Below are 25,920 nucleotides of genomic sequence, written 5' to 3'. Positions count from 1 at the left end.
CTAGCGTGGCGCCATGACACCGTCAAAGACGCCACCCGAGGTTTTGGACATTGATGGGATCGAAGTGCGGATCTCCAGCCCGGACAAAGTGGTGTTCCCGGAGCCGGGGCTGACCAAGCTGGACCTGGTCCGGTACTACCTGGCGGTGGCAGACGGGGCGTTGAGGGGTGCGGGCGGCAGGCCCATGGTGCTCAAGCGGTTCCCCAAGGGCATCGATGCCGAGCCCTTCTTCCAGAAGCGCGCGCCGGAAAACCATCCGCCCTTCATCGACACCACCACGCTGCATTACGCATCCGGAACCTCGGCGGAGGAAGCCGTAATCCGGGATGCAGCCGGACTGGCATGGGTCATCAACCTTGGCTGCCTGGACCTGAATCCGCATCCGGTGCGCGCGGAAGACCTTGAGCACCCGGACGAGCTGCGGGTGGACCTTGACCCCATGCCGGGCGTGGACTGGTCGCAGATTGTGGACGTGGCGTACGTGGCACAGGAGGTGCTGGAGGACGCAGACCTGGTGGGGTGGCCTAAGACCAGTGGTTCGCGCGGGCTGCACATCCTGGTCCGCATTGCCCCGGAGTGGTCCTACAAGGATGTCCGGCTTGCCGCCGAAACGCTGGCGCGGGAGGTGGAGAACCGGGCTCCCGGCCTGGCAACCGCACGCTGGTGGAAGGAGGAACGCGGCGAGAGCGTCTTCGTGGACTTCAACCAGAACGCCAAGGACCGCACCGTGGCCTCTGCCTACTCGGTCCGGCCGCTGCCCGATGCCCGCGTTTCCACGCCGGTCACCTGGGATGAATTGCGCACTGCCCGGCCTGAACAGTTCACGGTGCACACGGTACAGGAACGGTACGCGCAGATCGGTGATCCGCACGCCGGCATTGATGGATCAGCGGGCAGGCTGGACGGGCTCCTGGCCCTTGCCAAGGAGCTGGGCCCCGCCGAAAAGGCCCCCCGGGCAGGGAACGGGTCCGGGCGCCGGCAGTCCTCGATGCCGTTGATCGAGGTGGCCCGCACCAAGACCAAGCCGGAGGCCCTCGCAGCGCTCGATGAGTGGAAAAGCCGGCACGCCGCCGTCGTCGATTTCCTCCAGCCCGCCGATGTCCTGGTGGACGGGATGCGTGGGTCCAGCTCGCTCTGGTACCGGGTAAGGGTGAACCTGCAGCACGTTCCCGAAGCCGAACGCCCGGTTCAGGAGGAACTCGTTGCGGACTACGACCCCTGGGCCGGCAAGCAGTGGCCGGGGCGGCCCGGCTCCTGACGACGGGCGCCAGTCACTGCCAGGCCCGCACCCAGTCCACCTTGACCGCTCCGGCCGGTCCCAGCGTCTTCTTGTCCGCCCAAATGCCGACATTCAGGATCAGGTAGTGCGGAGCGTTCCCGTCGTTCGTGGCGTAGGAGAACTCAAGCTTGCCGTCGAAGTAGATGTCATTGACGCCGGCCTTCCGGTGCACACCATAGGTGTGGTAGCCGCCGGCATAGCAGCCTACGAACCATTTAGCGGGGTCGCTGTCAGTGGAGTGATAAACCGTGGTCATGGTGCCCTCAAGCGGCTCGGCGATATCAATCTCGCCGGTCGAGGGGAACTTTTGGCCGGTGGTCCACCACGCCGGCCAGTTGTGGATCCCTCCCGAGCAGGTTCCCGGGAAGTAGATCCGGGCCTCGACGTATCCGGTGGTGTATTGGAAGCCCACATGGCCCGGAACGCCGTCTTTGGGATTGGTGGAGAGCAACGCTCCGGATTGGGAGTCGGACAGCTGGAGGACCGCGTTTCCGTTTTCCACTTTGACGTTGCCCGAACAGGTCTTGACGCCGTTCTTCGTCGATCCGGGGTGGCAGTCACGGAACCAGTAGGGAGTCCAAAGGCTGGTATTGAGAGTGTCGAACTCCTCGTCCAACACGAGCTGCCACGGCCCTGGAGGGCCCAGAGGTCCCGCTTCCTTACTGGCCACTACAGGCGTGCCTTTGACGGAGGCGTCATCGCCGGACGCCTCGACAGGGGAATCGTCAGCCTTGCCAGTCCCCTCGGCTTCAGGTGGCTGCGCGGCGGACCCACCACGCTCCGCCGCCTGTTCCGGTGCGCCGTCTTTGATATCCGAAGGCGCCGTCCCCGCCAGCGGGTCAGTAGCTGACACGGACGGGTCCTGTCCGGGCGAAGACGCATCAACCGGGTCCTGCAGCCGGATGGCACTTCCCGACAGCCCCGCCAGGACCAACAGGCAGCACAGGACCTGCACCAAGCGGGCTGTGGCCTGTGGCATCGCTGTCCTTCCGTGCACGTAACGGAGGCTGGCCAAGTCCTGGGCTGAACACCAGGGCCGTGGACTGCCGTCTATTGTGCAAGGCTAGGTGAAGCGCCGCCGGCAGTCGCGAGTAGCAACTACTCGCCTTTCATCTCACCGACACGCGGTATGACCGCGGGGTACTCACAGGCAATTCCGATTGCGCGAGCCCCAGCGCTTGCCCCTACCGCCGCTCAGTGCCCCCAAAAACAGGCAGCGACTGGATCCACCGGGAGAAGCGGCCGGTGGGGTGACGGCGGTCCTCCGGCACGTACAGATCCGGGTCGATTCCGCCGCCGAGCGGGAGGTAGAACTCCTCTGCGCCGGTTCCTGCGGACGGCGTTACCGGCGCAGACTGGTTGTCCTGCTGGTACATGGAAACCTCCTCGTTTTCATATTGTGGAAAGCAATTTCTGCTTTGTGAAAATAGTAGGCGGGCGATGGCACGGCGGTCAATAGCCACTCCCGCGCGTACGCCGGCCCCACCCACCCCAACCGGTCACAAAGCGATTTTTGAATCTGTGATGTACACCACCGGCTTGTGGAGGTACGCTGTTATGCAACTCGTGGCGCACGTCACGTAACCTGGGAGCAGCAGGCAGGGTCGTAATGAGCTGGCATCAACGGATGCCGGCTCTTTTTTTGTTGGGTCGGCTCCATCGGAAACGCGCATGAAACGCGCGCTTAATTTCAGTGATGGAACCTAGGTTCCACTTACCGGAAGTTGGGAAAAGACCATGAGCAGCAAGATCATCCTCGGCGAGAACCAGTACGGCAAGGCAGAAGTGCGCGTCGTCAAGATCACCCGCGACAGCAACCGCCACGAGATTGAGGACCTGAACGTCACCTCGCAACTGCGGGGCGACTTCGCCGCGGCCCACCTGGAAGGCGACAACGCCCACGTGGTGGCCACTGACACACAAAAGAACACCATCTACGCCTTTGCCCGCGACGGCATTGGCTCGCCGGAAGAGTTCCTTTTGCGTCTCGGCGAGCACTTCACTTCCAGCTTCGACTGGGTCAACGGCGGACGTTGGGAAGCAGAGTCCTACGCCTGGAACCGGATCCAGGCCCACGGCAGCGAACACGACCACTCGTTCGTCCGCAACGGCCAGGAAGTCCGGACCGCCGTCCTGGTCCGGGACGGGGCCACAAGCCACCTGATCTCCGGACTGAAGGACCTGACCGTCCTGAAGTCCACCCAGTCCGGCTTTGTCGGCTACCCCCGGGACCGCTACACCACCCTGCCCGAAACCACCGACCGCATCCTGGCCACGGACGTTTCAGCCCGCTGGCGCTTCAAGACCGGGACGGACTTCAGCACGCTGGACTTCAACAAGAGCTACGACGACGTCAAGGGCCTCCTGCTTGAAGGCTTCACCGAGAAGTACTCCCATGCGCTCCAGCAGACCCTGTTCGACATGGGCACCAAGGTTCTCGAAGCACACAGCGAAATCGACGAGATCAAGTTCTCCATGCCCAACAAGCACCACTTCCTGGTGGACCTCTCGCCGTTCGGCCTCGACAACCCCAACGAGGTCTTCTTCGCCGCCGACCGCCCGTACGGCCTGATCGAGGCCACGGTTCAGCGGGAAGATGCAGCGGCAGCCCCTGCTGCCTGGTCCGGCATCGCCGGCTTCTGCTAAAGGCACACTTTCTGGTTTCGACGGGCTCGACCACCGGTGGTTGAGCCCGTCGAAACCAGCCCCGTAAAACCAAAAACTACATATTTAACGTCTTCACAACACCCGTTAGCCAGACACCAGTTAGCCAGACGATGACGTCTGCCATGAACCAAGAAAGTCTGCCATGAACACCAAGAAGAAACTGGCCCCCGCAGCCGCCGGCAAAGGCGCACGGCCGGCCCGCCCGGAAGACCAGCGGCTCCCCATCGGAAGCATGTTTGCATACGGCTTCCAGCACGTCCTCACCATGTACGGCGGCATCATCGCCCCGCCCCTGATCATCGGCGCGGCCGCCGGGATGAACTCGCAGGACATCGGCCTGCTCATCGCCGCCTGCCTTTTCGTCGGCGGCCTCGCCACCATCCTGCAGACCGTCGGCATTCCCTTCTTTGGCTCCCAGTTGCCGCTGGTCCAGGGCGTCTCCTTTGCAGGCGTTTCCACCATGGTGGCCATCGTCCACGGCGGGGGCGGCATCCAGGCAGTCTTCGGTTCCGTCATCGCGGCCTCCCTGATCGGGCTGCTGATCACGCCGCTGTTCTCGAAGATCATCCGCTTCTTCCCGCCTGTCGTCACTGGCACGGTGATCACCACCATCGGCCTGACGCTGATGCCGGTGGCCGCCAACTGGGCCATGGGCGGCAACAACAAGGCACCCAACTACGGCAGCATGGCAAACATCGGACTGGCAGCAGCCACCATGGGCATCGTCCTGCTCCTCAGCAAGGTGGGCAGCGCCGCCATCTCCCGCTTGTCCATCCTGCTGGCCATGGTCCTGGGCACACTGATCGCCGTCGTTTTCGGGATGGCCGATTTCTCCAAGGTGGGCCAGGGCGACATCGTCGCCTTCCCCACCCCGTTCGCCTTCGGACCACCCACCTTTGAGGTCGCGGCCATCATCTCCATGCTGATCGTCATCCTCGTTACCCTCACCGAAACCTCTGCGGACATCATCGCCGTCGGCGAGATCGTAGGCACCAAGGTGGACTCCAAGCGGATCGGCAACGGCCTCCGTGCGGACATGCTCTCCAGCGCCGTCTCCCCGCTGTTCAACTCCTTCACCCAGAGCGCGTTCGCCCAGAACGTGGGCCTGGTGGCCATCACGGGCGTCAAGAGCCGGTTCGTGGTCAGTGCCGGCGGCGTCATCCTGGTGGTCCTGGGCCTCCTCCCCGTCCTCGGCCGTGTGGTGGCAGCAGTGCCCACTCCCGTCCTGGGCGGCGCCGGGATCGTGCTCTTCGGCACCGTCGCCGCCAGCGGCATCCGGACGCTGTCCAAGGTGGACTACAAGAACAACATGAACCTGATTGTTGTAGCCGCCTCCATCGGCTTCGGGATGATCCCCATCGCCGCTCCCACCTTCTACGACCAGTTCCCGTCCTGGTTCGGCACCATCTTCCACTCCGGCATCAGCTCGGCCGCAGTCATGGCCATCCTGCTGAACCTGCTGTTCAACCACCTCCGGGCCGGCAACTCGGACAACCAGTCCGTGTTCGTCGCCGGCACCGAGCGCCTGGTACGCGCCGAGGACCTCCGCTGCCTGGCCGAGGGCGACCGGTTTGAAAACGGCAAGCTCATCGACTGCGACGGCAAGGAAGTCCCCGTCCAGTCAGCCGAAAAGGCATCAGAGCATTAGCAAGGACACCGCGAACGACGGCGGCCCGCACCTTTTGGATCAGGTGCGGGCCGCCGTCGCGATTGCTTATAAACGTGGGTGCCTCAGGTGCGGTTCAGCTCGCGGGAGATAGCCTCGGCGGCCTCCCGGAGGATGGGCACGGCCTTGTCCGCGAAGTCCTCATCCACCCGCGATACCGGGCCGGAGACGGAAATGGCGCTGGGCGTGGGGGCGTTGGGTACCGCCATGGCGAAGCAGCGGACACCGAGTTCCTGCTCTTCCTCGTCTATGGAGTAGCCACGCTCGCGGATGAGCTTGAGGTCGGCCAGCAGTTCATCCACATCGCCGATGCTCTTGGCGGTGGGGGTGGGCATGCCGGCGCGGGCCACGATGCCCCGCACGGTGTCGTCGTCGAGCTGGGCCAGGATTGCCTTGCCCACGCCGGTGGCATGTGTATGGGCGCGGCGGCCCACCTCGGTGAACATGCGCATGGAGTGCAGCGACGGCACCTGGGCCACATAGATCACCATGTCCGAATCCAGCACCGCCATGTTGGAGGTCTCCCCCAGCCGGTCCACCAGGATCTTCAGCTGGGGCTGGGCCAAGGCGCCCAGCTGCTTGTTGGCACCTTCGCCAAGCCGGATGAGCCGGGGGCCCAGCGCGTAGCGCCGGTTGGGCAGCTGGCGGATGTAGCCAAGCGACACCAGGGTGCGGAGCAGGCGGTGGATGGTGGGCAGCGGCAGGTCCGTGGAGGACGACAGCTCGCTGAGGGTTACGTCGCCGCCGGCATCGGTGATGAGCTCAAGCAGTTCGAAGACGCGCTCTACCGACTGCACTCCGCCAGAGGCTTTTTCTGCCATTCCGTTGTCTCCTATGGCTCGGAATCCGACAACTCTTATCCGCATCGTGAAAAGAGTTGCTTAGAACACCCAACATACAGCACAGCCAGCGCCGCCGCGATGCGAGGGGACAGTCGCATTCTGGGGGGTTGTGTTTCCATAAAGTAGATAATAATATCCATAATACGAAAACATTCGGATTAGAGTAGAAGCCGGACCAGGCCTAAACAGGAGGACATTCAATGGCGAACCCCAGCCCCGGAAATTCGATCACCCTGCGCGTGGAAGCGCCCTCAAGCTTCAGCGCCACCAGCGAACTGGCCGCAGCCGTCGGTGCAGCCGGAGCAGCCATCACCGCACTGGACGTCACCGAGTCCCACCACGAGACCCTCGTTGTCGACGTCACCTGCAACACCACCGACGACGACCACGCCGCACGCGTCAAGGACGCCCTCAACGCCCTCGACGGCGTCACGGTCCAGCACGTATCCGACCGCACCTTCCTCATGCACCTCGGCGGCAAGCTCGAAGTCGTCCCCAAGGTCCCGCTGCGCAACCGCGACGATCTTTCCCGTGCCTACACGCCCGGCGTCGCCCGCGTCTGCTTGGCCATCGCCGAGGACCCCGCCGCTGCCCGCAACCTGACGGTCAAGCGCAACACCGTTGCCGTGGTCACCGACGGCTCCGCCGTCCTTGGCCTGGGCAACATCGGCCCCGCCGCGGCACTCCCGGTCATGGAAGGCAAAGCCGCACTCTTCAAGCAGTTCGCCAACGTGGACGCCTGGCCCGTCTGCCTGGACACCCAGGACACCGAGGAAATCATCCGCACCGTCAAGCTCCTGGCACCCGTCTTCGGCGGCGTGAACCTGGAGGACATCGCTGCTCCCCGCTGCTTCGAGATCGAGGCGCGCCTGCGCGAGGAACTGGACATCCCGGTGTTCCACGACGACCAGCACGGCACCGCCATCGTCACCCTGGCCGCCCTGGTCAACGCCCTGCGCGTGGTGGACAAAAAGATCGCGGACGTGAAGATCGTGGTGTCCGGCGTCGGTGCTGCAGGCTCCGCCATCATTCAGCTGCTCAAGGCCCAGGGCGCCCGACACATCGTGGCCGCCGGCCGCTCCGGCGCCATCCACAAGGGCGAGACCTACAACGACTCCCACCGCACGTGGATCGCGGACAACACCAATGAGGAAGGCTTCGCCGGAAGCCTGCACGAGGCCCTGGTGGGCGCAGATGTCTTCATCGGCGTTTCCGCCCCGAACATCCTCGGCGAAGAGCACGTTGCCTCCATGGCCAAGGACGCCATCGTGTTCGCCATGGCCAACCCCACCCCCGAGGTGGACCCCGCCGTCGCGTCCCGGCACGCAGCCGTGGTGGCCACCGGCCGCAGCGACTTCCCCAACCAGATCAACAACGTCCTGGCCTTCCCCGGCCTCTTCCGCGGGCTCCTGGATGTCGGCGCGAGCGACATCACGCCGGAAATGCTGGTGGCTGCCGCCGAGGCAATCGCAAACCGCGTGAATGATAATGAGCTCAATGCGAGCTACATCATCCCGAGCATTTTCGACCCCCACGTGACCGCCGACGTCGCAGCCGCAGTCGCGGCCGCAGCCCAGGCCTCAAACGTTGCAACGGCTACCGAACCGGCCGACTCTGCCAAGGAACCAGCGCCGGCACTTGCCTCCGCCTGACCCGCCCGACTTCCCAGCCCAAGGAAAGGACCAGAAATGGCCATCACCGTCACAGATCCCCGGCCGATCGACCGCGCGGAGGAGATCCTCACGCCCAAGGCACTGGCCTTCGTGGAGGAACTCCACAACCGGTTCGCCGGCACCCGCAACGAGCTCCTGGCGGCCCGCGCCGTCAAGCGGCAGCGGGTAGCCGAGACCGGCAAGCTGGACTTCCTGCCGGAGACCAAGGACGTGCGCGACGGCGACTGGAAGGTTGCACCGGCACCGGCGGCTTTGCAGGACCGCCGGGTGGAAATGACCGGGCCCGCGTCGCCGGCAAAGATGGCCATCAACGCCCTGAACTCCGGCGCCAAGGTGTGGCTGGCGGACCTCGAGGACGCCAGCACGCCCACCTGGGCCAACGTCATCGACGCCATCCTGAACCTCCGCGACGCGGCCCAGGGCACGCTGGGCTTCACCTCGGAGGAAGGCAAGGAGTACCGCCTCCGCACCGACGCGCCGCTCGCCGTCGTGGTGGCCCGCCCCCGCGGCTGGCACATGCAGGAAAAGCACCTGCTCATCAACGGCGAACTGGCCGTGGGCGCGCTGGTGGACTTCGGGCTGCACTTCTTCCACATCGCCAAGCAGCTGGTGCTTAACGGGCAGGGCCCGTATTACTACCTGCCCAAGATGGAGAGCCACCTCGAGGCCCGGTTGTGGAACGACGTGTTCGTGTTCGCGCAGGACTACCTGGGCCTGAACCAGGGCACCATCCGTGCCACCGTGCTGATCGAGACCATCCCGGCCGCCTTCGAGATGGACGAGATCCTGTACGAATTGCGGGACCATGCCTCCGGCCTGAACGCCGGCCGCTGGGACTACCTGTTCAGCATCATCAAGTACTTCCGGGACGCCGGCGAGGAGTTCGTGCTGCCGGACCGCGCTTCCGTGGTGATGACCGCCCCGTTCATGCGTGCCTACACCGAGCTCCTGGTGAAGACCTGCCACAAGCGCGGCGCGTTTGCCATGGGCGGCATGGCAGCGGTCATCCCCAACCGTCGCCACCCGGAAGTCACCGCGGCTGCCTTCGAGAAGGTCCGCGCTGACAAGACCCGGGAGGCGAACGATGGCTTCGACGGTTCCTGGGTGGCCCACCCGGACCTGGTCCCCACCTGCCGCGAAGTCTTCGATTCGGTCCTCGGCGACAAGCCCAACCAGGTGGACAAGCAGCGCCCCGAGGTTTCCGTGACGGCGGCCCAGCTGCTGGACGTCCAGTCCGCTGACGGCCAGGTTACCGAGGCCGGGCTGCGCCTGAACCTGTACGTGGCCGTGGCCTACACCGCGGTGTGGCTGTCCGGAAACGGAGCCGTCGCCATCCACAACCTGATGGAGGATGCCGCCACCGCGGAGATCTCCCGTTCCCAGGTGTGGCAGCAGATCCGCAACAAGTCCATCCTTGCGGACACCGGCAACACGGTGACCAAGGAACTGGTGGAGAAGGTCCTGGGCGAGGAAACGGAACGGCTCCGCACCGAGTTCGGCGATGAGGCGTTCCGGCGCTACTACCAGCCGGCCAGCGAGTTGATCGCGGACATCTGCCTCTCCGACGACTACACGGACTTCCTCACCACTCCCGCGTACGAACTGGTGGGCTGAGATGGCAACACCCAAACCCTCGCTCTCCGCCGGAGACCTGGCCGCCATCGACGGGCAGCTTGCCGCCACGGACCGGCTGTTGGAGCAGAACTACCCGGGCGACGACGGCTCCCGCCAGCCCGTGCACACGGTGTACGTGCCCGCCGACCGGTTTACGCCGTCGTTGGCTGCCGACTGGGGCGCCCAGGCCACCGCGACGGCGGAAGCCCACGGCGGGTTCGAAAAGCTGGGCCGGCTCCTGGGCCAGGAAGCCGGCCTCGCCGAGGCAGTCGCCGGCCGGGTGGCCGCAAAGCTGGCCGACGAGCCGATCGAGGACCTGCGCCTCGACTTTGAGGACGGCTTTGGGGACAGGGGTGACGACGCCGAGGACGCCGCCGCGGTTGCCGCGGCTTCCGCGGTGGCCACGGCAGTCGCTGCCGGGTCCGCTCCCCCGTTCATCGGTATCCGCTTCAAGTGCTTCGAGGCCCCCACCCGGGCCCGCGGGCTGCGGACCCTGGACCTGTTCGTCTCCGGCCTCGCCCAGGCGGGCGAGCTGCCGGAAGGCCTGGTCCTGACCCTGCCCAAGGTCACCACGGTGGCCCAGGTCAAGGCCATGGATTACGCGGTCTCCCGGCTGGAGGAAGTCCACGGCCTGCCCGCGGGCAGGCTCCGCTTCGAGGTCCAGGTGGAAGCGCCGCAGCTGATCCTGGGCCCGGAAGGCACGTCGCCGGTGGCCCAGCTGCCGCACGCCGTGCCCGGGCGCATCAGCGGGCTGCACTACGGCACGTACGACTACTCGGCATCCCTGCAGATCTCCGCGGAGTACCAGTCGATGGAGCACCCGGTGGCCGACTTCGCCAAAGAAGTCATGCAGCTGGCCGTGGCCGGCACCGGCATCCGGCTCTCCGACGGTTCCACCAACATCATCCCCGTGGGTGACAACGTGGAGAACGCCTGGCAGTTGCACGGCCGCCTGGTGCGGCGATCGCTGGAACGCGGCTACTACCAGGGCTGGGACCTGCACCCGGCCCAGCTGCCCAGCCGGTTCGCCGCCACCTACGCCTTCTACCGCGAGGGCCTGCCGGCCGCGGCGGCCCGCCTGCGCAACTACGTGGAGCGGACTGAAGGTGGCGTCATGGACGAGCCCGCCACCGCCCGCGCCCTGGCCGCGTTCGTCCTCCGCGGCGTCCAGTGCGGCGCCGTTGGTGCCGAGGAAGTCCAGGCGCTTGCCGGCGTCGGAATTCCGCAGCTCACCGCACTGGCGCACCCGCGGCTGGCCACCACTTCCAACTCCTAAGCCAAAGGAATCGATTCATGGGCAAGTACTACTCCCCCAGCGGCGGACTGCCGCCGCAGACCCACCTGACCACCGAGCGCGCCATCGTCACCGAGGCCTACACGGTGATCCCGAAGGGCGTGATGACGGACATCGTCACGTCCAACCTTCCGGGCTTCTCCAACACCCGCTCCTGGATCATCGCCCGCCCCATTTCGGGTTTCGCCACCACGTTCTCCCAGCTGATCGTTGAGATCGCCCCGGGCGGCGGCGCACCGAAGGCTGAATTCGAGGCAGGCGTGGAGGGCGTCGTGTTTGTGACCAAGGGCAAGCTCAATTTGACCCTCGACGGCGAGCTGCACCAGATGGAGGAAGGCGGCTACGCCTACCTGGCCGCCGGTTCGGAGTGGGGCGTGGAGAACGTCTCCGACGACGTCGTCTCCTACCACTGGATCCGCAAGGCCTACGAGCGGCTGGAGGGGTACGAGGCCAAGTCCTTCGTCACCAACGAGAAGGACATCGAGCCCACGTCCATGCCGGACACCAACGACGTCTGGAAGACCACGCGTTTCACGGACTCCAGCGACCTGGCGCATGACATGCAGGTCAACATCGTCACGTTCCAGCCAGGCGGCGTGATCCCGTTCCCGGAAACGCACGTCATGGAGCATGGCCTGTACGTCCTGGAAGGCAAGGCCATGTACCTGCTCAACAACGACTGGGTGGAGGTGGAGGCCGGCGACTTCATGTGGCTGCGCGCCTTCTGCCCGCAGGCCTGCTACGCCGGCGGCCCGGGCGAATTCCGCTACCTCCTGTACAAGGACATGAACCGCCAGGTGAAGCTCACCTAGCCGTTTCCGCCTTCGGGCAGCAGCAGGGGCCGTTATGGATTTCCATAACGGCCCCTGCTTTTTATGTGTTGCTGGTAAGGCTTAGGCGCCCGGGTTGAGGACCACTTTGATGCAGCCGTCTTCCTTCTTCTGGAACTTCTCGTACAGGGCGGGCGCACCGTCCAGGCCCGAACGGTGGGTGACCAGGTCCATCACACCCAGCGGATCGGCGTCGTCCTCCACGAGGGGAAGGATGGCGTCAGTCCAGTTCCGCACGTTGCACTGGCCCATGCGCACCTGCAACTGCTTGTCGAACATGGTGAGCAGCGGCATGGGGCTGGCCGTGCCGCCGTACACACCGCTGAGGGACAGGGTGCCGCCCCGGCGCACTGCGTCAACCGAAGCGTGCAGCGCTGCCAGGCGGTCCACGCCGCCGGTCTCCATGGCCTTCTGCGCAAGCTTGTCCGGCAGGAGTCCCAGCGCCTGGTGGGCGAAGCCGGCCACCGGGGAGCCGTGGGCTTCCATTCCGACGGCGTCAACCACCGCATCCGGGCCGCGGCCGCCGGTCATTTCCCGGAGTTCGTCGCCGATGGTCTTGCTCAGGTCCAGCGTTTCCACGCCGTGCCGGGCAGCCATCTCCCGGCGCTCCGGGACGGGGTCGATGCCGATGACGCGGAACCCGCGGTGGACGCCGATGCGGCCGGCAAACTGGCCTACCGGACCGAGGCCGAACACTGCCAGCGTGCCGCCCGCCGGGACGTCCGCGTATTCCACGGCCTGCCAGGCGGTGGGCAGGATGTCGGAGAGGAACAGGTACCGGTCATCCGGCAGTTCGTTGCCCACCTTGACCGGCCCGTAGTCGGCGTGCGGTACCCGCAGGTACTCGGCCTGGCCGCCGGGAACGGAACCGTACAGCTCGGAGTAGCCAAAGAGGGCGGCGCCGGAGCCCTTTTCCTTGACCTGGGTGGTTTCGCACTGGGACTGCAGTCCCATCTTGCACATGTAGCAGGAGCCGCAGGAGATGTTGAACGGAATCACCACGCGGTCGCCCTTGCGGAGATTGGTGACGCCGCTGCCTACTTCTTCCACGATCCCCATTGGCTCGTGGCCAATGACGTCGCCCTTGTGCATGTACGGGCCCAGGACCTCGTAGAGGTGCAGGTCAGATCCGCAGATGGCGGTGGAGGTGATCCGTACGATCGCATCCGTCGGTTCCTGGATGACGGGATCGGGTACTTCTTCTACGCTTACCGACCGCTTTCCTTGCCACGTCAGTGCTTTCACAGTCTCCCTTTCGCTCTGCTTTGCCCGTGGGGGTCTCCCTGGGGCGGGGCAGGGCACCCGCGGGCACCCTTTCTTCGACGGTATCGGTTTTGAAGGAAAAAAGTAAGCATGCTGACTAAAAGCTTGTGGCAGCCGCCTACTGCTTCTAGCGTAGGAAGAGTCCCGGAACACCAAGAAAGAGCACCCGAAAGAGGAACGCCATGTCGCTGTACCAGCCGGAACCGGTAGAGATCTCCACCCGCATGCGTCCGGGCGAATGGACGGAGGACAGCCTGGTGGAACTGGTCGATACGTACCGGAGGCGGGTGGAGGAGATGGGCGCCCCCGCGGCCGAGGTGGCCACGGATATTGAGCGGAACGACGACGGCTCCGTCAAGGTGGTCGTGTCGTGGCCAAAACCCGCCATTGCCGGCAACGAAGATTCAGTACCGGGCGGCCAGCCGCTGTGAACCGGCCAGCCGCTGCGGACTAAGGATTCGGCTGCAGCGCAAGCAGCCGGCCAATGGCACTGGAGCCGAGATTTTCCAACAGATCCCGCGGACCTTCATAAACCTCGACGGCGCCGGCCTCACGCAGTTGCGCGGCCTGGATGCCCCCGCAGGTGACCCCAATGGCCGGAATACCCAGGGCTCCGGCCGCCTTCATGTCCCACACTGCGTCGCCGACATAGACTGCATGCGCCGCATCCACGCCGGCCGATTCGAGGGCGGCCTCGAGGATGTCCGGCGCCGGCTTGCTTTCCTTCGCATCGTTGGCGCTGGTGGCCACGTCAATGAAGGCGTCCGCGTCCAGGACGGACCGCATGACCTGCAGGTCCCGCTGCCGGGCCGAGGAGGCCAGCGCAACGGCCAGCCCGCCGGCGTGGCACTGGCCCAGCAGTTCCTTGGCCCCGTCCAGGGGGCGGAGCGAGGGCCAGTGCGAGGCGTACAGCGCCCCGTGGCTGGTCATGATGTCCTCATCCTCGTCACGGTCGCGGTCGGGTGGCAGCAGGTTGTCCACCAACCGGGCCCCGCCCATGCCGACGAGCTGGTGGATGGCCGCCATGGGCACGTCGTGCCCGTATTGGCGGAAGGCGCCCCACCAGGAAATGGTGTGGATGTAGGACGAGTCGATCAGGGTGCCGTCAACGTCAAAGAGGACCCCCCGGCGGACGTCGCCAGGGGGTGTCATGGACTCGGTCATCAGCCCACCGCTGCCCGTCGCACGTCAGGCGCCTTTTTCCGCCTGGCCGCCTCCTCCTTGGGGGAACTGACGGGCCGCACGCGCTCACGAATAACGGACCCGGCACCGTCCAGGCTCTTGTCCCGGATGAGGCCCGTGCCTGCGATTTCCCGGGCCATGGCGACGCCTGCCACCGCTGCCCTCTTGGTCGGGAAGGTGACCGAGATGGCCATCAGGTTCCCGCTTCCATCCATCATCCTGATGCGGTAACCACCGTCAGGGGCATCAACGAGCTCAAAAAATCCGGCCATAGCTATCACTCCTCCATCAATCACGGCGCTGTGCTTGGGAGCACTCCATGAAGTGTTAGTAAGTATACTTATCTATCCTGCGAAGGAGAAGTTCAGCCCCGGTCCGCGCCGCCTCAGCGCGAATCCGCCCTTGCGGACGGAAGGGGGGTGTCACTGCGCCGAACCGTATCCTGATGGAGCTCAAGAGCGCTAGTCACAAGGGCGAAGTGGCTGAATGCCTGCGGCGTGTTGCCCAGTTGGCGGCCTGACTTGACTCCCCATTCCTCACTCAGCAGCCCCACATCGTTGCGCAACTCCAGCAGCCGTTCGAAGAGTTCACGCGATTCCTCATGGCGACCGGCGCCCAGCAACGCCTCCACCATCCAGAACGAGCAGGCCAGGAAGACGCCCTCGTCGCCCGGCAGGCCGTCGTCGCTCTCTTCCGGCTTGTACCGCAGCACGAAACCGTCCTGGGTCAGCTCCCGTTGGATGGCCTCGATGGTGCCGATGACCTTGGGATCGTCGTTGGGCAGGAAGCCCACCCTGGGAATCAGCAGCAGGCTGGCATCCAGCTCCGGCCGGCCATAGGACTGGACAAACGTATTGCGCTCTGCATCAAATCCGTTGGCCATGATGTCCGCGCGGATCTGGTCCCGCAGCGCCTCCCAGCGCTCCACCGGCCCCGGCAGGCCGGACTCGCGGACTCCTTTGACCATCCGGTCTGCCGCCACCCAGGCCATGACCTTGGAATGGGTAAAGTGCCGGCGCGGGCCGCGCATCTCCCAGAGCCCATTGTCCGGCTGGTCCCAGATGGTTTCCAGGTGTTCCATCAGCGCGATCTGCACATCCCAGGCCTCGTCAGTGTGCTTCAGCAGGGAGTTCCGCGTCAGCGCCAGGCAGTCCAGCACCTCGCCCCACACGTCCAGCTGGAACTGTTCGGCCGCCGCATTTCCAATCCGCACAGGGGCCGAGTTCTCGTACCCCTTCAGCCAGGGCAGCTCCATTTCCGGCAGCCGCCGCTCACCGTGGATCCCGTACATGATCTGCAGGTCGGCAGGGTCGCCGGCAACTGCGCGAAGCAGCCAGTCCCGCCAGGCAGAGGCCTCGGCGGTATACCCCGCGGCCAGCAGCGCCTGCAGCGTCATGGCAGCATCCCGCAGCCAGCAGTAGCGGTAGTCCCAGTTGCGCTGGCCGCCTGGCTGCTCGGGAAGGGAGGTGGTGACGGCGGCCACGATGCCACCGGTGGGAGCGTAGGTCAGCGCCTTGAGCGTTATCAGGGAGCGCACCACCGCATCCTGGTACCTCCCCTCCACAGTGCATTGCGAGGACCACCCCCGCCAAAATTCGAAGGTGCTGTCCAGGACGTCCTCAGCATCCACGGTGACCGGCCGCCCCACATGGCTGGGCGCCCAGGTCAGCACGAAGGGGACCTTGTCGCCGGCGTTCACGGTGAAGTCACTGACGGTGTGCATGTTTTCACCATGCAGGGGTGCAGGGGTCACCAGGTAGACGGCGTCCGGACCCGCGATGGCATGCAGCCCGCGCTTGTCCTTGCGGACCCAGGGAATGATGTGCCCGTAGTCAAACCGCATGATCAGCTCGCCATGCATCCTGACGCTGCCGCTGACGCCTTCCACGATCCTGACGATGTCGGCCACGGAATCGCGGGGCGGCATGAAGTCGGTGACGCGGACGGTGCCTTCCGGGGTGTCCCACTCGGTGTCCAGGACCAGGCTGCCGTCCCGGTAGCTGCGCCGCGTGCAGGCACCCCCGCCCGCGGGTGCCAGCAGCCAGCGGCCGGCGTCGGGGGTGTCCAGCAGGGCGTTGAAGCACGCGGGCGAATCGAACCGGGGCAGGCAAAGCCAGTCGATCGAGCCTTCCTTGCTGACCAGGGCCCCGGTGTGAAGGTCGCCAACCACCGCATAATCCTCAATTCGCACCATGACATTACCCTGCCATACGGAGCCCCGAACGGAAGGGGAAATGTCCGGGTGTAGCCTGAGGCAAATGGCAATCCACATTGGCACCTCCGGCTGGAGTTACGACCACTGGGAGAACGTGCTGTACCCGCCCGGGCTGCCCGTCCGGGACCGGCTCCAGTGCTACGTCTCCAGCTTCAGCACGGTTGAACTGAATGCCAGCTTTTACCGGTGGCCGCGGGACACCACTTTCGCGGGCTGGAACAGGCGCCTGCCGCCCGGTTTCAGCATGTCCGTCAAGGCCCCCCGCGGGCTGACCCACGCCCGCAAGCTGTACTCGCCTGAAGTGTGGGTGGAGCGCATCGCCAGGTGCTGGCATGAACTCGGGGACAAACGTGCCGTACTCCTGGTCCAGCTCCCGCCCCAGCTGGAGCGGGACGATGCCAGGCTGGACTATTTCCTGGGCGTGCTGCCGTCCTGGATCAGGGTTGCCGTCGAATTCCGGCACCCCACCTGGGACTGCCCGGAGGTATTTGAGCTGCTTGAGCGCCACCAGGCGGCGTACTGCATCATGAGCGGCGCCAACCTGCCCTGCATCCTGCGCACCACCGCGCCGTTCACCTACGTCCGGCTTCACGGCCCGGACCAGGAGCACCTGTATGGCGGCTCCTACTCGGACGCGGACATGGAGTGGTGGGCGGACCGGATCCGGGAGTGGGACAGCGCGGGCATCGACGTCTACGCGTACTTCAACAACGACGGCGGCGGGAACGCGGTGCGGAACGCCCAGACCCTGCGCGGGATCCTGGGCAACGGCTGATGGCGGTTGCCGCGCTGTGGCAGAGTGGTGCCATGGACACGGCTCCCCAGAACCCCGCCCATGACACGGCACACCCGCCCAGGGACAACACCAAGGGCCGCGTTGCGCTTTCCGGAAGCCAGTTCTTCCGGCTGGCCCACCGACTGTCCGACGCTGTCAATGACGTCAGGATCCAGCTCGCCAAGCGGTGGAAGTTCGTGCCGCAGACCATCGCCTACCAGGGTTACGGTTCCACCACCCGGGTGCGGGTGCTGGGTCGGGTGCTGCTGACGCAGAAACCGCTGCCGGGCAGCAAGGCGGAACACGAAGCGAAGAACGGCAACCAGAACATCCGCGGCTGGCGCGCCTTCACCGGCGTGCCGCTGCAGTACAGCGACGTCGAAATCACTATCGGGGACGTGGTCACCCACGTCACGGCGGACCGGGGCGGGCTGATCGACACCGAGGTGGATGTCCAGCTCTCCCCCGGCTGGCACACCGCGGTGCTGCGGGCGGAGGGAACCGAGCCGGCAGAGGCGCTGATCCAGGTAATCGCTCCCGGCGTGGAATTCGGCATCGTCTCCGACATCGACGACACCGTGATGGTCACCGCCCTGCCCCGGCCCTTCCTGGCACTATGGAATACGTTCGTACTCAGTGAACGCGCCCGCATGGCCACCCCGGGCATGGCCGTCCTGCTGGACCGGCTGACCATCGAGCACCCCGAAGCACCGGTCATCTACCTCTCCACCGGGCCCTGGAACGCCGCCCCTACGCTGGCACGGTTCCTGACCCGCAACATGTACCCCAAGGGTGCGCTGCTGCTGACGGACTGGGGGCTCACCCAGGACCGCTGGTTCCGCAGCGGCCAGGACCACAAGCACCGGAACCTGGAGCGGCTGGCGCAGGAGTTTCCGGACATGCGGTGGCTCCTGATCGGCGACAACGGCCAGCACGACGAAGCCATCTACTCCGCCTTCGCGGCTGAGAACCCGGATAAGGTTGCGGCGATCGCCATCCGGCAACTGTCTGTCAGCGAATCGGTATTCGCCGGCGGACACTCCGAAGACGGGGACCACACCACCTCAAGGGTGCCGTGGATCTATTCCCCCGACGGCGCCGGCATCGCAAGGCAGCTCGCCATGCTGGACCTGCTCCGGGGCTGATCCGGCGTCGCCCCGATGCGGCACTGTGCCGCCACGGCCGGCGCCTGCACCTCCGGTCCTACGCGCTGGCACCCAATGCCGCGCCGTCGTCGGGCGCTTCTGTGCCCTCCACACCTTCCCCGACCAGAACATCCGGGACCACTGCCTGGGCGATGGCCAGCTGCGCCGCCGCGGCAAGGTCGCGTTCCTCGATGAGCTCCTGGAACCAGAAGTAGGACGCCTTGGGCGTGCGCTGCAGCGTTTCGAAGTCCACGTGCAGGAGGCCGAAGGGCTGCTTGTAGCCGGCGGACCATTCAAAGTTGTCCAGGAAGGACCATACGTAATAGCCGCGGAGGTCCATGGACTCCGCCACACCGCCTGGCGCCGTGGCGCGCAGCGCGGTTTCCAGGTGGTCGGACAGGTACTTGAGCCGGCGCTCGTCCGGAATGAAGCGGGTGTTGGTGGACTTGTCCCGGACGATGATGTCCTCGAAGCTCGCACCGCCCTCGGTAATGATCACGGGCGGCAGGTTGGGGTACCGCTCCGCCATCTCCTTCAGCGCCACCGCCATGTACTCCGGCTTGACCGGCCAGCCATAGGCGGTGATGTCCGCTTCCGGCCAGGTCTCGACGTGGAACGGCGTTGCCCCGCTGCCCGTTGCGCTGAGGTCGCTGCCCATGGCCTCCGCCATGCTTGATGGCACGGTACCGCCGCCGGGCCCCGCCGCCACCTTGGTGGGCATGTAGTAGTTCAGCCCGTAGAAGTCCAGGGGCTGGGAAATGATCTCCATGTCCTCTTCGGGATGCTCGAACGAACTGAAGAACTTCGCGGCACGGATGAGGTCCGGATACTTACCTGTGAGGACCGGGTCAGCGTAGAGCCGGTTTTGGCCCAGGTCCATGATTCCGGCGCTGATTTTGTCCAGCGGGTTGATCGAGTTCGGCACCATGGGTGAGTACACGTTGGTCATCCCGATCTCGCCCGGTACCTTCGCGGCGCGCAGGGCCTGGACGGCCAGCCCATGGCCCAGCAGTTGGTGGTGGACGGTGGGAAAGGCGCCCAGGGCCAACTCCTTGCCCGGCGAGTGCAGCCCGAACGCATAACCGTTGGCGCTCACCGTTGCAGGTTCGTTGATGGTGACCCAGCGGGCCACCCTGTCGCCGAATGCTTCGGCCACAATGGCGGCGTACTCCCCCAAGCGGTAGGCGGTGTCCCGGTTCATCCACCCGCCGGCCTCCTCCAGTTCCAGGGGCGTGTCCCAGTGGTAGATGGTGGCCATGGGCGAGATTCCGCTGGCCAGGAGCTCGTCCAGGAGACGGTCGTAGAAAGCCAGTCCGGCGCGGTTGGCGGGGCCGGTGCCGCCGGGCTGGATACGCGGCCAGGAGAAGGAGAACCGGTAGGAGTCCACGCCCAGCTGCTTCAGGAGCGCCACGTCCTGGGGCATCCGGTGGTAGTGGTCCGTCGCCACAACCGGGCTGTGGTTCTCAACGATCGCACCAGGCTTGGCTGCGAACCTGTCCCAGGCCGCCGGACCGCGTCCATCCTCATCCAGCGCGCCTTCGATCTGGAATGCTGCGGTTGCGACGCCAAGGGTGAACCCCGGAGGGATGAGTGCTGCAAGGTCCTTGGCGGTGATGTGCATTGGGTCCAGCCTTTTTGGTCGCATTGGTCAGGGTACGTCCCAGAATCTCATAGGGAAGGACGGCTGACGAGCAGCAACCCTCCACCCAGCACCACGGCTACTGCGAACCGAAAAGGAACTCCTTGGCGTGCGCCACTGCCTTGCGGAAGGCGTCATTGCGGAGGGTCACCAGGTGCTCCGAGTCGCCGTCGGACGGTTCCAGGTAGCCGGTGTAGCCGGGCCGCAGGACCCAGATATCCCCTCCCGGCGGCAGGTAGAACACGCCGAACGAACGCTGCTGCCGCTCGTCGGCGGTCCAGACCGGAACCACCGCCAAGGCGGCACCGGTAGCCGGGTTGATCCACTGTGCCCGGGGCAGCGGTTGTTCATGCGCCTCGGGGTCCAGGAAGGGCGCGGTGCCGGCGCCCCACCGTTGCTCAAAACGTTCGTGGAACGCGGGAATCAGGTGTGAATCGTAGCGCCGCCACTCGCTCATGCAGTGTTCCGCCTCCTTGGAAAGGGTATGTATTCAGATGGTGGGCCTGTTTGGGTGTGCGCTGCTGTCCGAGGCCGGTTCAGGCCCAGGGTCCGCTTTCCCACCGCACGGGAGTGATGCGGATTGCAGGCCCGGATGGCGCCCCGCTGCTGTGCACCTTCCGGACGGGGATGATGATGGGGTCCGCTGCCGCCAGCTTCCGGTCGTAGGCCGCGCGCCGTTCCGGATCGCGCAGCACGTTGAATGCCTGCATGATCCGCAGGAGTTGGTCCCCCTGCTCGGGGTCCGCGTTCGTCGCGTCCAGGTTCTTCGCCGGTTTGTCCGCCTTCGCTTGGGCGGCCGCATGGGCCGGGCCGCCGTCCCCGTGCCCATGGCCAACGTCCGGATGGCCGCCGTCCATGTCCGGGTGGTGGCTGCGCATCAGGGCGCGGTATGCGTGCGAAATATCCTGCCGGGTGGCGTCTCGGGCCACCCCCAGGATGCTGTAGTAATCGGGGTTGTCAGTCATCCCAGCCTCCTGTTCCGCCTGTGCCCCCGCCGTGGAGGCAAGGGCACGGCTGGGAAAGCATGGATCTAGGTGCCGATCTGGTGCATCTCGCCCTGCTGGGTCTGGATCTCGATCTTGCGTGGCTTGGCCTGCTCAGCCATTGGAATCCGCAGGGTCAGGACACCCTGGTCGTAGCTGGCCTTGATTTTCTCTGTGTCCAGGGTGTCGCCCAGGATCAGTTGGCGGCTGAACACACCGCGGGGACGCTCCGAGGCCACCAGCTCAACGTTGGGCTGCGTGGGGTCCTGGCGCTCCGCCCGGACGGTCAGGACATTCCGTTCAACGTTCAGGTCCAGGCTGTCCAGCTTCACGCCGGGAAGATCGAACGCCACTACAAACTCGCCATCCTCCTGCCAGGCGTCCATGGGCATGGCGGCCGGGCGGGCGGTGGTTCCGAAGACCTGCTGCGTGAGCCGGTCCAGCTCACGGAACGGGTCAGTACGCATCAACATCATTTCCCACTCCTTCAGCTTCCAGGTGTTGGATCTGTGGTTACCCACCAGCTCTTAATCTATGGTGGTGGATATAGATTTTTTATAGCACTGGTGGGAAACTGAAGCAAGAGACCGGCCGGACTGATTTTTGGGAGAGAAAATGGCAGGACCTGATGCAGGACGGGGGGCCCGCTCCCCCGGATCAAGGGCCTTGTACGCCATCTCGGTGGCGGCTGAGCTGACGGGGACGGGACAGCAGAACATCAGGCTTTATGAAACCAAAGGGCTGCTGACGCCGTCCCGGACTGCCGGGGGGACCCGCCAGTACAGTGACGACGATATCGCGGTGCTGCTGCGGATTGGCGAGCTCCTCGAAGAAGGGCTGAACCTGGCGGGCGTTGCCAAGGTCCTGGAGCTCGAGGCAGCGAACGTTAAACTCCACCGTGCCCTGAAGCGGGCACGGTCCAGGCAGCAGTAACGCCTGGCCGGTTTTCGGGGACTGCCTCCCGGCAGTACCTATTCCCTTGGAGCTTCTTCCTTTGACAGCTCTCCGGTGACGGGTTCCCCGGGGATCCGGGCCGTCCGCCAGGTATCCAGGGCGATGACGCCGCCCAGGATGAGCAGCGACAGTGAGAACGACGCAAGCGTGTCCGTGGGCCAGTGGTATCCAAGGTACAGGCGGCTTGCGATGGCCAGGACAATCCCGACAAAAGCGCCGATGAATCCGAAGACCGCCGCGCGCGGGTTCCGGCGGCGGGAGAAAATCAGGTAGGCACCCACCAGCAGGAAGTCGCAGGCTCCCAGCACGTGCCCGGACGGGAACGAAAAGGTCTGGTCCGCACCGAACAGCATCTGGTCCACGGGCGGCCGCGAGCGCTGGACGATATGCAGGATGATCTGGGAGATGATCACCCCGGTCAGCATGGCCGCGGCCAGCAGGATGGGGCGCCATGCGTGTTTGGCGGCGAATCCCCAAATGAGGATCACCACCAGGATGATGATGGGCAGCGCGACGGGGCCGAAGAACACTGCCAGGAAGATCATGATGGCTGTCACTGCCGCTGAACGTGTTGTGAGCAGCCAATCGTGCACCGGGTGGTCGGCGAAGGAAAGTCCGTCGGCCTGGACAACGCTGACCAGTGTGGCAATGAAGAGGGCCAGCCCCACCACGGCCAGGATCACCGACGCCCGGTAAAGGCGGCGCCGGTCGGCAGGGTCGATATACCGCTCCTCCACCACGAACTTCTCATGGAAGGTACGCCACCAGCCGTTGCCGTTTTCCTTGACTGCGGAACCTGCTGAATTCTGTGCCAATGTGCTGCCCGTCCCTGCGCCCTGTTTTAGCCATGCCGAATAACGGCCATGGTAAATGCCTAGGCTGAAGATTATCCCGGCGAAGGGCCATTCACTTCATCGTGCGGCCGCACGCCGCGGCGCCCGCCCTGGAATATGTGGTCCAGGGCGGGCGCCATGGCGGTCCGGCAGGTTGGCGGCTAGAACGAGCCGGTGGTGAACTGCCAGCTGCGGGACGCGAGCGGGTTCCCCGCCAGGTCCTGGATGCCGGTGGCTCCGCCGGTCAGCGTCACGGTGTACCGGGTCTTGGCGGCCAGCCCTGCCTGGGGATCGAGGATCCACTGGTTGGTGGTGCCGTTGCGATAGACCGTTGCCGCCACCACAGCCCCGGTGGAAGCGTTTTTCAGGGTAAACGTGGCCGTGTCAACGCCCTGGACAGTCTCGCTGAAGGTGGCACTGACGTTGCTGCTCCTGCGGACCAGGGAGGCATTGCTGCCCGGGCTGTAGCTGGTGACCGTGGGCGCGGGGCCGGTGGTGAACGTCCAGCTGAGGGAGGCCAGCGGCGTGCCCGCAGCATCCCGGATGGCCGAGGTTCCGCCCACCAGGGTTGCCGTGTAGGTGGTGTCTGTGGCCAGGTTTGCGGCCGGGTCAAGGGTGGCTGTCCTGGTGGTGTCGTTGTAGCTGACGGCCGCGGCGATGCTGGCGCCGGCTGCATTCCGCAGCACGAAGGTCCCTGCGGACACGCCCTGCACCGAGGTGCTGAAGGTGGCCGCCACGTTGGTGCCCACTGCCACCGCCGTGGCCTTCCCGGCGGGCGATACCGACGTGACAGTTGGTGCAGGTGCCGGAGCTGGCGCAGGAGCAGCTGCGTCCGTACCAGTGAACAGCAGGCGGTTCGGAGTCCCGGCGGTGGCCCCGCCGATCACTCCGGGCGTGGCGTTGGAGACCAGCGCAGCGGCCACGTCGGCCGGTGTCAGGGCAGGGTTCTGCGACAGCAGGACGGCTGCGGCGCCGGCGGTGTGGGGTGACGCCATGGAGGTTCCGGACATTGATGCCGTGGCAGTGGTGGAGGTGTAGTAGTCGGAGGTGATGCCGACGCCGGGAGCGTACAGGTCCACGCAGGATCCGAAGTTGGAGAACGATGCCTGCTTGTCGGCGGAGTCGCTGGCGGCCACCGTGACGGCGGCGGGAACGCGGGCCGGAGAGGTGGTGCAGGCATCCGCTGCAGAGTTTCCGGCGGCAACCACGGTGGTGACGCCGTCGTCAATGACTGCCTGGATGGCGTTGTCAACGGTGCTGCTGGCGGCTCCGCCCAGGCTGAGGTTGGCTACGGCGGGGGTGCCGGCTGCGTGGTTCGCGGCGATCCAGTCCAGGCCCGCCACCACGTCGGAGTTGTAGCCGGATCCGCTGCAGTCCAGCACCCTGACCGGCACCAGGGTGGCGCTCTTGGCCACGCCGTACGTGGAGCCGGCAACGGTTCCGGCCACGTGGGTGCCGTGTCCGTTGCAGTCGGTGGTGCCGTTGCCGTCCGCCACGGCGGTCCAGCCGGCGGCCACCCTGCCGCCGAAGTCGGTGTGCGAGGCCAGGATGCCGGTGTCCACCACGTAGGCGGTCACGCCGGCGCCGGCCGCGGTCCACGAGTAGGAACCTGAGAGCGGCAGCGCCCGCTGGTCGGCGCGGTCCAGGCCCCAGGGGGCGGGCTGTTCCGTCCCGGAGACCTTGACGGGGGCATCGGGCTCCACGGACAGCACCTTCCCGGACTTGGCAAGGGCGGCCGCCTGGGCCGGGTTGGCGGTGACCACGGCGCCGCGGATGGCGTGCTCAAAGGTGCGGCCGACGGCGAGTCCCTGGCCGTGCAGTCCGGACACCTGCGCGGCGACATCGGTTCCGGGCGTGTACTGGACGATGTAGCGGCCGGTTGCGTTGCCGGCTCCGCCTGAACCGGCCGGGGAGGCAGGGGCGGCGACGGCGGGAAGGGACGCAGTGGAAAGGGCGACGGCGGAGAGCAGCGCCGTGAGGGCAGGCAGCAGGAAGGATCTGGTACGAATTTTGGGGTCCTCGTGGTGGCTGGGCGCCCGGTTCGTGGCGGGGGATTCCTCCCCGGGAACCGGACAAACGGTGGCTGTACCAAAAGGATAGGAGCCGGAAGCGCGTGGCTTCCGGCTCCTTGGATGATCCTGTGCCAACCTTTGGGGATTCCTGCGGGCCGGCGTTTTTCCTGGTTTTAGCCGGCGCTGGTGGCTGCCGGCACGTGGTTCCGCCAGCTGTGCTCGGGTTCGAAACCCAGCAGGCGCCGCGCCTTGTCGATGGACAGCATCGTTTCGTGCTCGCCCAGGTCCTTGGTGACCTTGACACCTGGGAAGACTTCGGCAGCCAGGCTGGCACTTGACCGGCTCATGACCGTATCGGCATTGGCAATGATGAAGGCTTCGAATCCCGGTTTGGCGTTCTCCAGTGCCCGGGTCACGGCCTGGGCGCCGTCCCTGCCGTCGATGTAGCCCCAAAGGTTCCACTTCCGCAGGGTTGCGTCCTCATCGAAGGAAGGGAACCGCGCGTAGTCGGCTTCGTCCATGACGTTGGAGAACCGAAGGCCCGTAATGCTCAGTTCAGGGTCCCACCGCGTCATTTCGACGGCCATCTGCTCTTCCAGCCGCTTCACCAGGGAGTAGGTGCTTTCCGGCCGCGGCGGGTATTCCTCGTCCACCGGGATGTAGGGCGGGTCGATGTCGAACGGCAGCCCCAGCACTGTCTCGCTGGAGGCGTACACCACCTTCTTGATGCCTGCGCGGCGGGCCGCCTGGAAGACGTTGTAGGTGGAGAGCATGTTGTTTTCAAACGTTGCTGCGTCCGGAAGGATGCCGGGGGCAGGAATGGCACCCAGGTGCACTACGGCGTCGAACCCGTCATGCCGGTCATCAACGCCCAACAGCGCGTCCACCACATGGCCATAGTTGCGCAGGTCAACCACCAGCAGGTCCGGGCTGCGGTCACCTGCGCGGTCCAGGGTAAGGACCTGGTGGCCGTCGTCGGTGAGCCTGCGCACCACGTGCCGCCCCAGTTTTCCGTTTCCGCCTGTAACGGCAATTCTCATCAGTGTTTCCTTCT

25 protein-coding genes are annotated in these 25,920 nt (G+C 65.7%); 11 read left to right on the top strand and 14 right to left on the bottom strand.

What is annotated here, in order from left to right:
- Nucleotides 1-13: 13 nt before the first annotated feature.
- Nucleotides 14-1,258 carry a non-homologous end-joining DNA ligase gene (gene ligD / locus FBY30_RS09285; protein WP_142132617.1) on the top strand — a complete coding sequence of 415 codons (1,245 nt, stop codon included), beginning with the start codon at nt 14-16 and terminating at the stop codon, nt 1,256-1,258.
- 13 nt (nt 1,259-1,271) lie between these two features.
- Here ligD and FBY30_RS09280 read toward each other — a convergent pair whose 3' ends face one another.
- Complete coding sequence (locus FBY30_RS09280) at nt 1,272-2,258, bottom strand: glycoside hydrolase family 16 protein (protein ID WP_142132616.1); 987 nt, start codon at nt 2,256-2,258, stop codon at nt 1,272-1,274.
- Nucleotides 2,259-2,463: 205 nt separating this feature from the next.
- Nucleotides 2,464-2,655 carry a hypothetical protein gene (locus FBY30_RS09275; protein ID WP_142132615.1) on the bottom strand — a complete coding sequence of 64 codons (192 nt, stop codon included), beginning with the start codon at nt 2,653-2,655 and terminating at the stop codon, nt 2,464-2,466.
- Nucleotides 2,656-3,016: 361 nt separating this feature from the next.
- Here FBY30_RS09275 and pucL point away from each other — a divergent pair, with 361 nt between their 5' ends.
- Together pucL and FBY30_RS09265 are read left to right on the top strand one after the other, a co-directional pair.
- A complete protein-coding gene (gene pucL, locus FBY30_RS09270; RefSeq protein WP_142132614.1) occupies nt 3,017-3,925 on the top strand; it encodes a factor-independent urate hydroxylase in 909 nt (302 codons plus the stop codon).
- Nucleotides 3,926-4,088: 163 nt separating this feature from the next.
- Nucleotides 4,089-5,594 carry a nucleobase:cation symporter-2 family protein gene (locus tag FBY30_RS09265; RefSeq protein ID WP_142132613.1) on the top strand — a complete coding sequence of 502 codons (1,506 nt, stop codon included), beginning with the start codon at nt 4,089-4,091 and terminating at the stop codon, nt 5,592-5,594.
- A gap of 83 nt (nt 5,595-5,677) precedes the next feature.
- Here the strand turns inward: FBY30_RS09265 and FBY30_RS09260 are convergent, their stop codons facing one another.
- Nucleotides 5,678-6,433, bottom strand: a complete 756-nt coding sequence (locus FBY30_RS09260) for an IclR family transcriptional regulator (protein WP_142132612.1) — start codon at nt 6,431-6,433, stop codon at nt 5,678-5,680.
- A gap of 221 nt (nt 6,434-6,654) precedes the next feature.
- Between FBY30_RS09260 and FBY30_RS09255 the strand changes: the two genes are divergently transcribed.
- Genes FBY30_RS09255 through FBY30_RS09240 form a run of 4 tightly spaced genes read left to right on the top strand, consistent with a single transcriptional unit; the run spans nt 6,655 to nt 11,847 of the window.
- The gene (locus FBY30_RS09255; RefSeq protein ID WP_142132611.1) at nt 6,655-8,106 is read left to right on the top strand and encodes an NAD-dependent malic enzyme; all 1,452 of its coding nucleotides are present in this window, start codon (nt 6,655-6,657) and stop codon (nt 8,104-8,106) included.
- Nucleotides 8,107-8,142: 36 nt separating this feature from the next.
- Entirely contained in the window at nt 8,143-9,741 is a 1,599-nt protein-coding gene (aceB, locus tag FBY30_RS09250; RefSeq protein WP_142132610.1) for a malate synthase A, read from the top strand.
- Nucleotide 9,742: 1 nt separating this feature from the next.
- Entirely contained in the window at nt 9,743-11,017 is a 1,275-nt protein-coding gene (locus FBY30_RS09245; protein WP_142132609.1) for a DUF6986 family protein, read from the top strand.
- A gap of 17 nt (nt 11,018-11,034) precedes the next feature.
- Entirely contained in the window at nt 11,035-11,847 is an 813-nt protein-coding gene (locus FBY30_RS09240; protein WP_142132608.1) for a bifunctional allantoicase/(S)-ureidoglycine aminohydrolase, read from the top strand.
- A gap of 81 nt (nt 11,848-11,928) precedes the next feature.
- Here FBY30_RS09240 and FBY30_RS09235 read toward each other — a convergent pair whose 3' ends face one another.
- Nucleotides 11,929-13,110, bottom strand: a complete 1,182-nt coding sequence (locus FBY30_RS09235; protein WP_142132607.1) for a zinc-dependent alcohol dehydrogenase — start codon at nt 13,108-13,110, stop codon at nt 11,929-11,931.
- Nucleotides 13,111-13,310: 200 nt separating this feature from the next.
- Here FBY30_RS09235 and FBY30_RS09230 point away from each other — a divergent pair, with 200 nt between their 5' ends.
- On the top strand, nt 13,311-13,559 hold the full coding sequence (locus tag FBY30_RS09230) for a hypothetical protein (protein ID WP_142132606.1): 249 nt from the start codon (nt 13,311-13,313) through the stop codon (nt 13,557-13,559).
- A gap of 19 nt (nt 13,560-13,578) precedes the next feature.
- On the opposite strand, the gene FBY30_RS09225 is transcribed toward FBY30_RS09230, so the two are convergent.
- From FBY30_RS09225 to FBY30_RS09215, 3 genes are all read right to left on the bottom strand, one after another.
- The gene (locus tag FBY30_RS09225) at nt 13,579-14,280 is read right to left on the bottom strand and encodes an HAD family hydrolase (protein WP_235009388.1); all 702 of its coding nucleotides are present in this window, start codon (nt 14,278-14,280) and stop codon (nt 13,579-13,581) included.
- A gap of 11 nt (nt 14,281-14,291) precedes the next feature.
- A complete protein-coding gene (locus FBY30_RS09220; RefSeq protein WP_142132604.1) occupies nt 14,292-14,582 on the bottom strand; it encodes a hypothetical protein in 291 nt (96 codons plus the stop codon).
- A 113-nt stretch (nt 14,583-14,695) separates the two neighbouring features.
- Nucleotides 14,696-16,504 carry a glycoside hydrolase family 15 protein gene (locus FBY30_RS09215; protein WP_142132603.1) on the bottom strand — a complete coding sequence of 603 codons (1,809 nt, stop codon included), beginning with the start codon at nt 16,502-16,504 and terminating at the stop codon, nt 14,696-14,698.
- Between the two features lie 64 nt (nt 16,505-16,568).
- On the opposite strand from FBY30_RS09215, the gene FBY30_RS09210 reads away from it, so the two are divergent.
- Complete coding sequence (locus FBY30_RS09210) at nt 16,569-17,300, top strand: DUF72 domain-containing protein (protein ID WP_142132602.1); 732 nt, start codon at nt 16,569-16,571, stop codon at nt 17,298-17,300.
- A gap of 32 nt (nt 17,301-17,332) precedes the next feature.
- Nucleotides 17,333-18,445: an App1 family protein gene (locus FBY30_RS09205; RefSeq protein WP_235009387.1), complete on the top strand. Its 1,113-nt coding sequence runs from the start codon at nt 17,333-17,335 to the stop codon at nt 18,443-18,445.
- A 58-nt stretch (nt 18,446-18,503) separates the two neighbouring features.
- Here the strand turns inward: FBY30_RS09205 and FBY30_RS09200 are convergent, their stop codons facing one another.
- From FBY30_RS09200 to FBY30_RS09185, 4 genes are all read right to left on the bottom strand, one after another.
- Nucleotides 18,504-20,066 (bottom strand): glycoside hydrolase family 1 protein, encoded by a 1,563-nt coding sequence (locus FBY30_RS09200; RefSeq protein WP_142132600.1) that lies wholly within the window; start codon nt 20,064-20,066, stop codon nt 18,504-18,506.
- Between the two features lie 97 nt (nt 20,067-20,163).
- Nucleotides 20,164-20,541: a hypothetical protein gene (locus tag FBY30_RS09195; RefSeq protein ID WP_142132599.1), complete on the bottom strand. Its 378-nt coding sequence runs from the start codon at nt 20,539-20,541 to the stop codon at nt 20,164-20,166.
- 79 nt (nt 20,542-20,620) lie between these two features.
- A complete protein-coding gene (locus tag FBY30_RS09190; RefSeq protein WP_142132598.1) occupies nt 20,621-21,049 on the bottom strand; it encodes a DnaJ domain-containing protein in 429 nt (142 codons plus the stop codon).
- A gap of 65 nt (nt 21,050-21,114) precedes the next feature.
- Nucleotides 21,115-21,540 carry an Hsp20/alpha crystallin family protein gene (locus FBY30_RS09185; RefSeq protein WP_142135072.1) on the bottom strand — a complete coding sequence of 142 codons (426 nt, stop codon included), beginning with the start codon at nt 21,538-21,540 and terminating at the stop codon, nt 21,115-21,117.
- A 142-nt stretch (nt 21,541-21,682) separates the two neighbouring features.
- Here FBY30_RS09185 and FBY30_RS09180 point away from each other — a divergent pair, with 142 nt between their 5' ends.
- On the top strand, nt 21,683-22,000 hold the full coding sequence (locus FBY30_RS09180) for a MerR family transcriptional regulator (RefSeq protein WP_142132597.1): 318 nt from the start codon (nt 21,683-21,685) through the stop codon (nt 21,998-22,000).
- A 38-nt stretch (nt 22,001-22,038) separates the two neighbouring features.
- Here FBY30_RS09180 and FBY30_RS09175 read toward each other — a convergent pair whose 3' ends face one another.
- The 3 genes from FBY30_RS09175 to FBY30_RS09165 all read right to left on the bottom strand — a co-directional run bounded on the left by FBY30_RS09175 (nt 22,039) and on the right by FBY30_RS09165 (nt 25,906).
- Nucleotides 22,039-22,836 carry a phosphatase PAP2 family protein gene (locus tag FBY30_RS09175; RefSeq protein WP_142132596.1) on the bottom strand — a complete coding sequence of 266 codons (798 nt, stop codon included), beginning with the start codon at nt 22,834-22,836 and terminating at the stop codon, nt 22,039-22,041.
- Nucleotides 22,837-23,015: 179 nt separating this feature from the next.
- Nucleotides 23,016-25,001: a S8 family serine peptidase gene (locus FBY30_RS09170; protein WP_235009386.1), complete on the bottom strand. Its 1,986-nt coding sequence runs from the start codon at nt 24,999-25,001 to the stop codon at nt 23,016-23,018.
- Between the two features lie 38 nt (nt 25,002-25,039).
- Nucleotides 25,040-25,906, bottom strand: coding sequence for an NAD-dependent epimerase/dehydratase family protein (locus tag FBY30_RS09165; protein WP_142132595.1), 867 nt, complete (start codon nt 25,904-25,906; stop codon nt 25,040-25,042).
- Between the last annotated feature and the right edge of the window lie 14 nt (nt 25,907-25,920).

This window comes from Arthrobacter sp. SLBN-83, from assembly GCF_006715285.1.
Taxonomy (GTDB): Bacteria; Actinomycetota; Actinomycetes; order Actinomycetales; family Micrococcaceae; genus Arthrobacter.
The sequence above is the reverse complement of the archived record's forward strand: the minus strand, read 5'-3'. Positions and strand labels throughout refer to the sequence as shown.